Consider the following 13,963-nt stretch of genomic DNA (forward strand, 5'->3'; position numbering starts at 1 on the left):
CAAGTTATCAAAAATAATCATGTGTTAAGCAAACTTAGCTAAACTTGCGCTGATATGCAAGTTCGCGGGCCGCTCATTTGCCGCTAAAGATAATGGTTTTTTGTCGAAAATTGCTAAAAATATTCGACAAAAAACGCCCGGTATAGATTTTACCGGGCGTCCCTGTTTTGAATGTTTTTGCTTACTACGCGAGTGTAGAAGACTCTTCTTCCTGTGCCAGCGCCTCGTCAACGAGTATACGGCCACAGTGCTCGCATACAATGATTTTCTTGCGTTGCCGGATTTCCAGTTGCATTTGAGGCGGTATTTTGTTGTGGCAACCCGAGCAGCTGTCGCGATCGATGGAAACCACCGCTAAGCCGTTTTTATAGGACGTCCGCAACCTGCGATAAACCCGAAGCAACCGCTCCTCGATATCCGTTTCTGCGCCGTCTGCCTGTTTTGATAAATCGTCTTCTTCTTTCTTGGTTTCCGCGGTGATTGTATCCAGCTCACCTTTTTTTATCTCCAAGTCATTCTTGGCATTTTCAAGCGTTACAAGGGTACCATCGTAAGCCTCGGTCTTGTTCTTGATTTCAAACTCAAACTCGCGGATCTTTTTCTCGCTCACCTGAATATCCAGCCCCTGGATTTCAATTTCCTTGGTGATCGCATCGTATTCCCGGTTGTTCTTTACTTCGTTGAGTTGTCCTTCATACTTCTTGATTGCCGCCTGTGCATCCCTGATCATATTGCGGCGATTGACGATAGAATCCTCCAATTCGTCCAGCTCGCTTCTAATTTTCTCGATACGGGTTTCCAAACCTGCAATCTCGTCTTCCAAATCACCCACTTCCATCGGCAACTCACCCCTTACCTGACGAATCTTATCTACCTTGGTGTGTATGGTTTGCAGCAGCCAAAGGGCCTTTAGCTTTTGTTCTATGCTCTGTTCCATTTAACTATAGTATTTTATCGGGTTTGTGTCTATTCCCGTCAAACGGACTGCAAAGGTAGGAAATTTTTTCTGAATAATTTCCAACAATAATTGTGGTGTAAATTGTTCGCTTTCAAAATGTCCGACATCCGTTATCATGATTTTCCCTTCCGCATCGAAAAACTCGTGGTACTTGTAATCCGCCGTCACGAACACGTCTGCACCGGCCCGGATGGCCTGGCTGAGCAAGAAGCCCCCAGCCCCTCCGCAAACGGCAACATGGGCGACCGGTTTGCCGAGCTGGTCGGTATGACGGATCACTTTTGCTTTGAGCCGCTCTTTCAATAATCCCAGAAACTCAGCTTCCTCCAGGGACTGCCCCAATTGGCCGATTACTCCGCTTCCTACCCCTTGGTGGCTATTTTGCAGCGGGTAGACATCATATGCCACCTCCTCATAAGGGTGCGCTTCAAAAAGCCCACGCAGTATATCGCGTTCCATAGGAGCTGGAAAAACGACTTCCACGCGCACTTCTTTCTCCCGGTGGAGTTCTCCTGGGGCGCCTACAAACGGATTAGCGCCTTCGCCTGCTCGGAACGTGCCGTACCCGACCGTATTAAAACTGCACTCGTCATAATTTCCAATTGCTCCTGCACCGGCTTTAAACAAAGCCGCCCGCACTTGCTCTGCATCGTCCTGCGGCACGAATACCACAAGCTTGCGGAGCACCTCGGATTTCGGGCTTAATATCCGAGTGTTCTGCAGTCCCAGTCGTTCTGCGATTTTGCCGTTTACCCCGCCCGTTACGTTATCGAGGTTAGTATGGATGGCATAGAGGGCGATGTCGTGCTTGATAGCCTTCATCACCACGCGCTCTACGTAGTTGCTGCCGGTGAAGCGCTTAAGCCCCTTAAAGACGATGGGATGATGGGAGATAATCACATCGCACCCCAGCCCGATGGCTTCTTCAACCACCGCCTCCGTGCAATCCAGCGACAGGAGTGCTTGGCGCACCTCCTTGTCGGGATTACCCACCAACAGTCCGGAATTGTCATACGGCTCCTGATAATCCAGTGGGGCGAAAGATTCCAAATGGCTGGTCAATTCATTGAGTCGCATAGTCAATCGCGTTGGTTCTTTTTGAATTTTTCATGTTCCGCCAGCAGGTTTCTGAAGTTATTTACCTTTACCCAATAGCCTATAAAGTAGACAAAGCTCAGCAAACCGATGGTGATTAGGATAAACGCAGGCAGCGGAATGTTGGACAACAGAAAAAGCCAGGCATACCACATGCCCGCCATCCGGCCGGGGTCCTCTTCTTCAGCGATCTTACGATCATAAAATTCATTGGTCAGTGAGTCGGCAACCCGGGCCGCAACCACAAAATTCCAATAGATATTAAAAAGGGGAATCGCCAGCAACCAAGCTTGATTGGGAGTTATCAACCGGTTTTCGGGTGATATGAGCATCAATGTCTTTCGGACCGTATTGGCATAAAACAACCAAATGATTAGCCTAATCAGGAATACAGCAGCTACCAGCTGTATCATTTCGGGCGAGAGGTTTTCGTAATCAATGTTCATCGGTGCTAAAATACGGCGAATTGACCATAAAATCGAGTGTTTTGGTAAATGATTGACTGCGGATTTTATATCATCCGCGTTCCGCCAGGGGCCTTGTCATCTCGATATGCAAAATACCAGCATCCATATACGGATCGCTGCTCTGTTCAAAACCCAGCCGATTGTAAAAGCCCCTGAGGTGTTGTTGTGCTCCTATTTTTATCGTGCCGCGACCAAACAAGGCTTCTGTTTCATCGATACTACGGAGCATCAGCTCTTCGCCGATACCGCTGCCCCGGAAGTTGCCTGCTACAATCACCCGCCCAATGCTTGCCGCATCCGCATAGGATATCCCCGGTGGGATGAGTCGCGTATAGGCTGCTAGTGTGTTTCCTTGCCACCCCATCAGGTGGAAAGACTTTTGATCTTTATTGTCCAGATCGCTGTACACACACGCTTGCTCCAAAATAAAAACCGCCTGCCGTAGTTGCAGGATTTTATAAAGTTCGTCGAGCGAAAGCGTATCGAAAGATTTTGTTTTCCACGTCAAGGTTGCTTCCTCCATGGTTCTGTTTATTGGGCTCCGCTAACCTGCTCTAGTAATTCCGCCAGTTTATCAGGGATATCCATCTGCGGGTTATGACCTGCTTGCATGTTGACGGTTTTCCACCCATGTCCCTGTGCCCGCCTGGCGAAAAAGGCAAATGCGTCTTTTTCGGGATCATCGCCCTCATAGGTCAGGATATATGTGGTTGGTATCTTCAATCGGTCCTTATTTTTTAGTACAAGTGGCTGGGAAAATGTCTTTGCTGGTTGCGGCACGTCCCGTGGTAAACCCTCGCCATCCGTATTCCAAAACGGATAAATCAAGCCATCTTTTGATGGCATCTCCCTGCCTGCATTTTGCTGTCCGTGTGCCGTGGCCACGCTTTGTCCATCTTCCGGCACAAAGGCATCCAAATAAATCAGCTGCCCGATCCGTTCCGGAATGCTGTCAGCCACACCGGTTACCACCATTCCGCCGTAACTGTGCCCCAGTAAAACGACATCGTGCAGATTCTCAAACAAGATGGAGTTAACCACATCGGCGATATGTGTGCTTAAATCTATTTCCTGCGATGCCAAATGCACCCGTTCGCCTAAACCCGATAGGGTAGGACGGTATACCGTATTTCCCTGCGAACGGAGCAATGAATCCGTTTGTTTGAATGACCATCCGCCCCCCCAAGCACCGTGGACCAACACGTAGGTCTTTTGTTGAGCCATAGCCGCAGCTGATAAAAACATACCGGCCAACAACATATAAATCAATATTCTCATATATCTTTTGCTTTTCTTGCACGTTTATTTTGCTACCTGTATTTTATTACATAGTTAGGTGTTTTCCGGTAAATAACCAAAAAACTCCCATCCAATGACTTCTTCCATATAGGTGTCGATAAGGCTTACATTCAGCATGTCATTGATATACCCGATATGCATATCGGGGCGCACAAGTACACTTTTCGTGCCCTCGGGCTTTACTTCAAATAGGTCGAACACCGCCTGGTTTCGGGGCGAATAGGGTAGGTAGTAGAGGTGCATTTGCCGTGGGTATTTCTGCCGCATCCATTGCCCGATGATATGGAGGTGGTGATGACTGATCGTTCCCAGCACCAACAGCACAAATCCCGACTTCTCGCACCAACGGTGCAAATCCGTCTGGGTTTTCGTTTTTTCATCGAATACCGGAAGAAAAGGTAGCCGATCACCCGCCTGAATACGCACGCCCGTAGCATGGTGTACCGCAAGCCCGCCCTTTCGATAGTGGGTGCTGAGCTGACCCTGCCGGGCAAATAATGCGTAAAGCCTCGCTGGTTCGTTACCGACGTGGCGCAAGAGTTTAGTCAACAGCACATCCCGCAGCGGCTTTAACCATCGGGGCAGGCCCGTCGCCAATTCGAAACCCTTGTCAACCATCCGGGATATGTTTTTTGCAACAGGCATCCGCTCCTGCTGATAAGTGTGCAGTAAGTGCGGTTGTGTCCGGCCGTCGATCACGCCAGCCAATTTCCACGCTAAGTTTATCGCATCCTGTATACCCGCATTCATCCCCTGTCCCGTTATGGGGGAATAGACGTGTGCTGCATCCCCAATCAAAAAGCAGCGTTGACGTGCAAATTGCTCGGCAATTCCTTGGTGTATTATAACCTCGCTGGCCCACGTACACCGGTCTACCCGAAGCTCAATACCTAATGCACCGTCTACCACTGGTTTGATGTGCGTATACTGCAGTTCCTCTTTTTTTTCCCACCCTTCGGGAAGTTTCCCCGCCAATCGATAATGCCCGCTTGTGCCGAAGGGAAAAATCCCCAAAGTTCCTTGCCTGGACAGAAAAAAATGAATATTCCGTTGGTGTGCATCCTGGACGTGCACATCCGCCACAAAAAATCGCCCGGCATACGGCTTGCCATCGAATCGTATTCCCAAACTTTTCCGCACCCTACTGTTAGCGCCATCTGCACCGACAACCCACTTGCACCTCCAATGCTGAATCACCCCGTTATGCTCCAACGCCGCCGTGGCACCCTGATCGTCCTGCTGGAGTTCCACGAGTTGCGTTTCCCAAGCAACGGGGCACGCATTTTCCGCAAGCCGTCTGATGAGCAGTCGTTCCGTCTGATCCTGACCGATGATATGGATGAAGGGGAAGGCTGATCCGGGGTCATCCAGTGATGTCAAATCGATGTTGCCCAACGGTCTATTTATTCCCTGTACCTGCACGCCATAACAGGGAAGGCCTTGGGCCGATATTTGGTCGGCCAGACCCATTTGCCGGAAAAACTCTAACGACCGGGCCTGGACAACGATCGCTTTGGATGTCCGGTCGGGCCCCGGTTTCGCGTCGATAATCGTTGGTGTAATACCATACCGAAGCATTTGTGCTGCCATCATCAACCCTGAAGGGCCGGCTCCGACGATAAGGACATCTGTATATTTGGCAGGCTCCAACGTTTAGAATATCAGGAAAATTGCCGGCTTTTTATGAAAATCGAACTTCCCTTTCATCCAAAGATGAAGCGGTTGACTGATCACCTGTTCATCCGGTGCGGTGAGGTTGCATGCCACGCAGAGGCGTGTCTGTGGCTTACCCGTGCGGAGGATCTCCGCCAGCAATTGGTTATTTCGGAAGGGCGTTTCGATGAATATCTGCGTCTGCTTTTCCCGTTGCGCAACCTGCTCCAGTGCTTTAATCCTTTTCGTCCGCTCGTCCTTGTCGATGGGGAGATACCCATGGAAAACAAAGCTTTGCCCATTGAACCCCGAAGCCATCAGTGCCAGCAGGATAGAACTCGGCCCTACGAGTGGGGAAACCTGGATCCCCCTGCGGTGCGCCTCGGCGACAATCTCCGCGCCGGGGTCTGCCACCCCGGGGCATCCTGCTTCGCTCATGAGACCGACATCTTTACCGGCAAGCAACCCGCGGAAAAATACCGAAGGATCGACAGCGTTCCGGGCATGTTTCCCATAATCATGCAAAATCAACTCCTGTTGCGGTTTCCGGAGACCTGCTTGCCGGAGGAATCTGCGAGCAGTCTTTTCGTTCTCAACAATATATTCATCTATGGCGTTGATTACCTCGCCCAAATAAGGTGTAAATGAAGCCGCTGCGGCCTCATCCGTCAGGGGCACGGGAATCAGGTAAAGCTTTCCGTAAGGCATGCACAAACGTAATAAAAAGGTGTCGATAATTATTTAGTACATAAGCGAATAATATAACTTCCGGTTTTATTTATTCAAACACATTTGTTAAATTGGCCCCAAAATCTGCTAAGCGCATGGCCACACAAATCACTGACGGCGTAAAAGTTTCGGTTGAAACGGTGTACCAGCCAGAGTACTCCAATCCCGAAAACGAGCACTTCATGTTTGCGTATCGAATCACCATTGAGAATCTGGGCGATTACAGTGTACAGCTGCTGCGCCGCCATTGGCATATCTTTGATTCAAACGGAACACACCGGGAAGTCGAAGGGGAGGGCGTCGTTGGCCAGCAACCCATTATCGAGCCCGGCGAACAGCACGAATATGTATCGGGTTGCAACCTCAAAAGTGATATGGGCACCATGGGCGGCACTTACCAGATGCTCCGGGAATTTGATGGATCTCTTTTCGAGGTCAATATTCCAAAATTCGATTTAATCGCGCCGCACCGGCTGAACTAACTCCACGCTCGGCTTTACGCTTTTTTGATCTTATTCACCGCGCTTTGCCTGCGCTCCCCTGTGCATTAGGGTTCGCTGTCCGATCTTACGTGTTAATCATCTGGTAAATCCGGTAGACTGCCAGTAACTACCCAATGAAAAGCTAGTATTAACGAAGTGTTATGTACTGGATACTAACTGGGCTACTACTGGGTATCTACTGGAGTACTACTGGATATTTATCGGGTAAATGGTAGCTAACGCTTGTTTAAAAGTCCTGTGTTCCGTAACTTTACCTTTGCATTTACCTAATATCATCATGGCTTACCAGAAAAGTGAAATCAAGCTTGAAGGACAAATCGGGGACCTCGTCTTTTACAAGCAAAGCAACACCTACCGCGCACGGACAAAGGGTGGGGTAGACGCAAAGCGTTTCGCCACCGACCCAAAATTCGAGCGGTCCCGTGAAAATAGCCGGGAGTTTGGCCGAGCATCAGCGATGAGTAAACAGATACGGCTGGCGCTGCACGAAGTACTTCCGCTTTTTCATGAAGGAACTATGCAAACACGGCTGAACAGCCGACTACGCCAAATTATCCTGGGCGATGCTATAAATGGCAGGGGAGACCGCGGTGTACAGCCCGAAAGCCTGCCCTTGTTTATTGGCTTCAGCTTCAATGGCGGTGCTGCTTGGAAAGACGTTTATTATGCACCTTTTGAGCGCGAGTTCAATGCAGTCACAGGAAAACTAACCGCCTCTTTTGCAGAACACTGGGCCCCAGCTGTACTGTCCCCACCCAAGAAAGCGTCGGGAGTCCGGTTCACCGTGGCCGCAATTGCTGTCGATACCGAAGCTGGTATGTGCTACGGCGTACACGAACATTCCCCCGTATTGCACACCGCTGGGCATTTGCCGCAACAGTTTTTTGAACTCGATATCGAATATCCCCAACTTCCCGTTATCCTATTGGCAGGGTTGGCCTTCTTCACAGAGAAGGGGGGCTACCAAATCCCCATCGAGCAGCCGCTGGGCAATGCGCTTGACGTGGTCGATGTTTTCGTAGGCACGTAAGCTACTGACAGTATACCAATATTTTCCGTATTTTTGCACAAAAATATAACGGTGCAAAAATCAGCGATTATTTTTGGGGCGACCGGACTTATCGGCGGTCACCTGCTAAGGCAGTTATTGGACAATCCTGTTTACGGGAAGGTCATTGCTGTCGTACGTCGCGATATCGACTTCAAGCATCCAAAATTTCACCAGCATATCGCTGATTTACAGTCACTTCACACGATAAGGCCGGAATTGATTGGCGACGATGTATTTTGCTGTTTGGGTACCACGCGGAAGAAAACGCCGGATCTAACGGACTATTATCAGGTAGACCACGATTACCCGGTTGCCGCCGCGGCGACCACCAAGGAAATGGGGGCCACTACGTTCTGTTTGGTTTCCGCCGTCGGTGCTGATCCGGACTCGTCGAACTTCTACCTCCGGATGAAGGGTGAGGCTGAGCGGGATATCCGTGCTGTCGGATTCGAATCCCTTCACCTATTTCGGCCTTCTTTGCTTACCGGCAAACGCCATGAGCGCCGTCTAGTGGAAGCCTTGTCCGAAAAGGTTCTTTGGGCGATTAACCCCCTATTAATGGGTTCTTTAAAACGATACCGGAGTATCCCGGCAGCTTCCGTAGCCACGGCAATGAACAGCATAGCCCAACGAGGGTCTAAAGGAGCGCATATCTATTATTGGAATCATATCAACATGCTGGCGTGAGTATACTATCAACAGAGCGACTGGGTCACAATTACCACGATAAGTGGCTATTCAAGAATCTGCATATCGGATTGCATCGGGGGGACCGGATTGCATTGGTGGGTGCCAATGGTGCAGGCAAGTCGTCTTTACTCCGTATCCTTGCCGGGGAGCTCAATCCCACCGAAGGATCTGTCGTAAGAGAAAGGGGTGTACGTATTGGATATTTATCACAAAACCCTGGTTTTGAGTCGCTTAATTCAATAAATGACTTCATTTACAGCGCTGATAATCAACAGCAAAGCCTCATCCGGAAGTATGAGGAATTGGTTTCCTTGCCAGATGCCGAGCCGCGGAAACTAGCCGAATTAAGCGATCAAATCAGCGCATTGGATGCGTGGGAATACGAGCATAACATCAAGGGTATTCTATCGCGTTTACAGATTACCGACTTCGCTCAGGAAATAAGCAAACTCTCAGGCGGGCAACGCAAACGCCTGGCTTTGGCCAAGCTGCTCATCGACGAGCCAGACGTTTACATCCTCGACGAGCCGACCAACCACCTGGATATAGAAACCATCGAGTGGCTGGAAAAGCTGCTCACCACAGGTCGCAAAACGGTACTGTTGGTCACTCACGACCGGTATTTCCTAGACACCGTATGTACCGAGATACGGGAACTGAATCTGGGTAAAATGACAACCTACGCAGGCCGCTACAGCTACTACCTGGAGAAGCGGGCCGAGCAGGAGGAAGAAGCTGCCGCTACACTGAAACGCGACCGCAATTTACTGCGCAAGGAATTGGAATGGATGCGAAGGCAGCCGCAGGCTAGAGGCACCAAGTCAAAGGCCCGTATCGACGCTTACCATGCTTTGGAAGAAAAAACCAAAGGGTTGGCGACAGACGGCGACCTGCAACTAGCCATAAAAATGAGTAGGCAGGGCAGTAAGATTCTGGAACTCGAGAATATATCGAAGCAGTTCGGCGCCCATCGCCCTATTCACGACTTTTCCTACGTATTTAAGAAAGGGGATCGTATCGGGTTGGCGGGCCGTAACGGTACCGGTAAATCGACGTTTTTAAATTTGGTTACCGGCTCAATAACTCCGGATCAGGGAAAAATAACATTGGGCGAGACGACGGTCCTCGGCTACTACCAACAGGGAGGGCTTGATATCCAGGACAACGAACGGGTTATCGATATTGTCAAAAATGTGGCCGAGCACATCAATATGGCCAATGGAGAAATGCTTACCGCATCCCAATTGCTCACGCAATTTCTTTTCCCGCCGGAAAAGCAGTTCGGATTTGCTAGCAAGCTGAGTGGTGGCGAGCGGAAGCGGCTCCAGTTGATGCGCATATTGATGCAAAATCCTAATTTCTTGATTTTAGACGAGCCTGCAAATGACCTGGATATTGATACGCTCAATATCCTTGAAGACTTTCTGGTGAATTTTCCAGGCATCCTGCTCCTCGTTTCACATGATCGTTACCTGCTGGACCGGCTCACCGATCAGTTGTTTGTGTTTGATGGCCATGGTAAGATTACCTTATACAACGGAAACTATGCAGACTACAAACTGGAACACGAAGAAGAGCAGAAGGCCATCACCAGTAATTCTCAAAAAGTCACACCGGCTCTGCTGGAAACAGACGCCCGCAGAAAGCTAAGTTACAAAGAGCGCAGGGAACACGATCTCCTGGGCGAAGAAATACCAGTTTTGGAACAACGCGTCTCCGAAAAAACTAACGCGCTCAACAACACCAATGATCACCTCGCGCTGGCGGACATTGCGGCCGAAATTGAGCAATTGAATCAACAACTGGACACGAAGATGGAGCGTTGGATGGAACTCGGCGAATATATATAATGAACGTTCCACGTGGAACATGATAATCGATGTTCCACGTGGAACAGAAAAACAAAACAGATGTTTAATAAATATAACATTATCGTAGTGGGAGGGGGGCACGCAGGGTGCGAGGCAGCCGCGGCAGCGGCTAACATGGGCTCATCCGTTCTCCTAATTACCATGAATATGGCCACCATTGCACAAATGAGCTGCAATCCGGCCATGGGCGGGGTTGCCAAAGGCCAGATTGTGCGCGAAATCGATGCAATGGGCGGCTACTCAGGCATTATTGCTGACAAAACAACGATCCAGTTCCGCATGCTTAATCGATCAAAAGGTCCGGCCATGTGGAGTCCTAGAACGCAAAACGATCGGATGCGCTTTGCGGAGGAATGGCGCTTGCAGCTCGAATCCATGCCAAATGTCGATATCTGGCAAGACACGGTGAAAGAAATCCGTGTATATAATGGTAAAGCTTGTGGCGTAGTGACCTCCCTCGGCTTAACCATTGACAGCGACGCCGTAATTCTCACAAACGGAACCTTCCTCAATGGCACCATCCATATCGGTGAAAAGCGGCTTGGGGGAGGAAGAACCGCAGAAAAAGCTGCGACTGGACTTACCGAACAATTAGTTAGCCTTGGATTCGAGTCCGGTCGAATGAAAACAGGTACACCGCCAAGGGTAGACGGCCGGAGCTTGGACTACACCCGAATGGAAGAGCAATGGGGAGATGAAGATCGGGGACGGTTTTCATTTACCGATGTCGAGCTACCCACCGAACAGCGGTGTTGCTGGATCACCTATACCAATGAAGCGGTGCACGAGACCCTCAAAGAGGGTTTTGAGAAGTCTCCCATGTTTACGGGGCGAATAAAGGGTTTGGGACCCCGCTACTGCCCATCCATTGAAGATAAGATCAATCGATTTGCCGAGCGGGACCGCCATCAAATCTTTGTAGAACCGGAAGGATGGAAGACCGTCGAAATCTACGTAAATGGCTTTTCTACTTCCCTGCCGGAGGATGTCCAGCATAAAGCGCTCCGCTTAATACCCGGCTTCGAAAAAGCCAAGATGTTTCGTCCGGGCTACGCCATAGAATACGACTATTTCCCGCCCATGCAGTTGGACCTCACGCTGGAAACACACCGTGTAAAACACCTGTTTTTTGCCGGTCAGATCAATGGCACCACCGGGTACGAAGAGGCCGCAAGCCAAGGCTTTATTGCAGGAGTCAATGCCCATCAGCGCATAAATGACCTCCATGAACTCATCCTTAAACGATCTGAATCATACATCGGTGTGCTTATCGATGACCTGGTAACCAAAGGTACGGAAGAGCCCTATCGCATGTTTACCTCCCGCGCAGAGCACCGCTTGCTCCTTCGCCAGGACAATGCTGATGTACGACTCACACCCATTGCGCATCAACTCGGACTGGTATCGGACGAACGTTTAGACCTTGTAAAACAAAAGGCTGCTGCTGCTGATCATATCGTGGAATACCTCAGGAAACAATCGGTTGGATTGGACGAAATGAATCCCATACTCGCCGAGCTCCAGTCAAGTCCGATTACGCAGAAGAATAAACTCTTTACCATACTTACCCGGCCACAAGTGAATATCTATGATCTCGCCAAGGCCGATACGACATTGGCTCAGCTGATAGCGCGGTCCGATAAAGATATTGTGGAACAAGCAGAAATAAAGGTGAAGTATGAAAGCTATTTTGAGAAAGAAATCGAAATCGTCAACAAGATGAAACGCATGGAAGATCATGAGATCAATCCGTATTTTGACTATTCGACCTTGGTATCATTGTCCAAAGAAGCACGGGAAAAACTCATTAAAGTAAAGCCACGCACAATCGGCCAAGCCTCACGTATTTCAGGCGTTTCGCCTTCGGATATTTCGGTTTTGATGGTTCATTTAAGTTAAATATCTGATTTTCAAACAATTATTATAAAAATAATTCGGCGCTCATAAATCAAGTTTAAGACACTTTCTCAATTTTTCCGATGCAAGACTTATCAAAAACAAAAAAGCGCCCAAATCGCCTAAAAAATACCCCAAATCCGAAATGGCTGGTTTTGCTGTCTTTCATCGGACTTATTTTACTCACTTGGCAATGTGCTAGTATCCAGCAACCCCAAGGCGGGCCGAAGGATTCCATTCCGCCAAAAATCTTGAAGGAATCGCCACCTAATCTTACCCGGAACTTTGATGCCGAAAAAATAGTTATCGAGTTCGATGAATATATCAAGTTGTCCAATCCCTTCAAAGAAGTCAGTATATCACCCGATGTCCAGCAGCCAATCAATCCACGGGTACGCCGAAAAACCATCGAAGTGGCATTACCCGATTCGCTGGAGGAAAATACAACATACACCATTAACTTTGGAAAAGCCATCGGGGATTTCAACGAAGGGAATCCAATATTGAATTACAGCTACGTATTCTCCACCGGCGATATCATCGATTCTTTGGTCATATCCGGAAACGTAATCAATGCACTTACCAAGCAGCCGGAAAAGGAAATAACCGTGATGCTGATCCCAACCCGCCAGGATTCGATTTTCGGCAAACGAAAAGCTAGCATCTTCACACTCACCGACACAGCGGGGAACTTCCGGTTACAGAATCTTCGCGAGGACGCCTATCGGATATATGCATTAAAAGAAGAAAATAACGATCGCGTATATAATGCCCCAGATGAACTTATTGGTTTTCTAAACGATTCAATTGTGGTGAATAAAGATACCACAGGCCTCCGCCTGGAAGTGTCGAAAGGCATCCCTAGGGATTTTCGTTTGCTCGATCGCAAGATAGAACCCAATGGAAAGGTGCTATTCGCGTTCAATAAACCACTTCAAGAGCCGACCATCACCATTCTCCATCCGCCCCAGCTGGATGAGAACAAGGTCATCGAATATACACCAAACCAAGATTCTGCGTCGGTGTGGCTCTCCAATCTGGATTTCGATTCCCTGAAGGTGCAGCTTGCAGACGGCGGCACCGTACTCGATTCGATTACCATGCGACGGGGCCGAAATGATAAATATGACCGCGATTTTATCATCACAGACAATCTTACCGGAAACAAGGTAACCCGAATACGCCACATCCAATTTACCGCCGGGTCACCGGTCCAATCCATCGACAGGAGTAAAATCGTCCTCACTGAAGATTCAATACCAAAAACCAATTTCCAGTTGGCTAAAGATACCTTAGTACCTAGACGCTATATCCTCCGATACAATTGGCGACCGAAGCGAAACTACCAACTAACCCTGGAAGAGGGCGCGTTCCAAGGCTTTTTCTCGGATAAAAATAAGAGCGTAAGCAAATCCTTTACCATGGACGAGGCCGAAAACTTCGGCGATATCGTGCTGAAGGTGACCGTTCCTGACACGATTCACCAATACTTAGTCCAACTGATCAACGAGAAAATGGATTTTGTTCACCATAGCGTTCCCATACAGAAATCCGCAAGTATTCCTTTCAGGCAATACCCCGGCGGCAAGTATACCCTCCGGATCGTATATGATGAAAATAACAATGAAAAATGGGACCCCGGCGATGTTTATAACCGAAAACAACCCGAGCGGGTATGGTATCTCGGAAAAACGTTTATCATCCGTGCCAATTGGGAACAGGAGGAAAACATCACTATACCGGAATAACGT

At 49.0% G+C, this 13,963-nt stretch carries 13 protein-coding genes; 6 read left to right on the forward strand and 7 right to left on the reverse strand.

Annotation, left to right across the window (positions count from 1 at the left end; all coding sequences use genetic code 11):
• Nucleotides 1–184: 184 nt before the first annotated feature.
• The 7 genes from IEV98_RS19315 to IEV98_RS19345 form a co-directional block, all read right to left on the reverse strand.
• Nucleotides 185–937 carry a zinc ribbon domain-containing protein gene (locus tag IEV98_RS19315; protein ID WP_188507683.1) on the reverse strand — a complete coding sequence of 251 codons (753 nt, stop codon included), beginning with the start codon at nucleotides 935–937 and terminating at the stop codon, nucleotides 185–187.
• On the reverse strand, nucleotides 938–2,035 hold the full coding sequence (locus IEV98_RS19320) for a Nif3-like dinuclear metal center hexameric protein (RefSeq protein ID WP_188508036.1): 1,098 nt from the start codon (nucleotides 2,033–2,035) through the stop codon (nucleotides 938–940).
• Nucleotides 2,036–2,037: 2 nt separating this feature from the next.
• The gene (locus IEV98_RS19325; protein WP_188507684.1) at nucleotides 2,038–2,499 is read right to left on the reverse strand and encodes a hypothetical protein; all 462 of its coding nucleotides are present in this window, start codon (nucleotides 2,497–2,499) and stop codon (nucleotides 2,038–2,040) included.
• 70 nt (nucleotides 2,500–2,569) lie between these two features.
• Entirely contained in the window at nucleotides 2,570–3,043 is a 474-nt protein-coding gene (locus tag IEV98_RS19330; RefSeq protein ID WP_188507685.1) for a GNAT family N-acetyltransferase, read from the reverse strand.
• 8 nt (nucleotides 3,044–3,051) lie between these two features.
• Entirely contained in the window at nucleotides 3,052–3,798 is a 747-nt protein-coding gene (locus tag IEV98_RS19335) for an alpha/beta fold hydrolase (protein WP_188507686.1), read from the reverse strand.
• A 54-nt stretch (nucleotides 3,799–3,852) separates the two neighbouring features.
• Nucleotides 3,853–5,469, reverse strand: a complete 1,617-nt coding sequence (locus IEV98_RS19340) for an FAD-dependent oxidoreductase (protein ID WP_188507687.1) — start codon at nucleotides 5,467–5,469, stop codon at nucleotides 3,853–3,855.
• A gap of 3 nt (nucleotides 5,470–5,472) precedes the next feature.
• Nucleotides 5,473–6,180 (reverse strand): SAM-dependent methyltransferase, encoded by a 708-nt coding sequence (locus IEV98_RS19345; protein ID WP_188507688.1) that lies wholly within the window; start codon nucleotides 6,178–6,180, stop codon nucleotides 5,473–5,475.
• Between the two features lie 116 nt (nucleotides 6,181–6,296).
• Between IEV98_RS19345 and apaG the strand changes: the two genes are divergently transcribed.
• The 6 genes from apaG (at nucleotide 6,297) to IEV98_RS19375 (ending at nucleotide 13,960) form a co-directional block, all read left to right on the forward strand.
• Nucleotides 6,297–6,683, forward strand: a complete 387-nt coding sequence (gene apaG / locus IEV98_RS19350; protein ID WP_188507689.1) for a Co2+/Mg2+ efflux facilitator ApaG/CorD — start codon at nucleotides 6,297–6,299, stop codon at nucleotides 6,681–6,683.
• 298 nt (nucleotides 6,684–6,981) lie between these two features.
• Nucleotides 6,982–7,734, forward strand: coding sequence for a hypothetical protein (locus IEV98_RS19355; protein WP_188507690.1), 753 nt, complete (start codon nucleotides 6,982–6,984; stop codon nucleotides 7,732–7,734).
• 51 nt (nucleotides 7,735–7,785) lie between these two features.
• The gene (locus tag IEV98_RS19360; RefSeq protein WP_188507691.1) at nucleotides 7,786–8,442 is read left to right on the forward strand and encodes an oxidoreductase; all 657 of its coding nucleotides are present in this window, start codon (nucleotides 7,786–7,788) and stop codon (nucleotides 8,440–8,442) included.
• Entirely contained in the window at nucleotides 8,439–10,295 is a 1,857-nt protein-coding gene (locus IEV98_RS19365; protein ID WP_188507692.1) for an ABC-F family ATP-binding cassette domain-containing protein, read from the forward strand. Before IEV98_RS19360 ends, IEV98_RS19365 begins: the two co-directional genes overlap by 4 nt.
• A 60-nt stretch (nucleotides 10,296–10,355) precedes the next feature.
• Nucleotides 10,356–12,215: a tRNA uridine-5-carboxymethylaminomethyl(34) synthesis enzyme MnmG gene (gene mnmG / locus IEV98_RS19370; RefSeq protein WP_188507693.1), complete on the forward strand. Its 1,860-nt coding sequence runs from the start codon at nucleotides 10,356–10,358 to the stop codon at nucleotides 12,213–12,215.
• Nucleotides 12,216–12,295: 80 nt separating this feature from the next.
• Nucleotides 12,296–13,960, forward strand: coding sequence for an Ig-like domain-containing domain (locus IEV98_RS19375; protein WP_188507694.1), 1,665 nt, complete (start codon nucleotides 12,296–12,298; stop codon nucleotides 13,958–13,960).
• The last annotated feature ends 3 nt before the right edge of the window (nucleotides 13,961–13,963 follow it).

It is taken from the genome of Parapedobacter pyrenivorans, assembly GCF_014636865.1.
GTDB lineage: Bacteria > Bacteroidota > Bacteroidia > Sphingobacteriales > Sphingobacteriaceae > Parapedobacter > Parapedobacter pyrenivorans.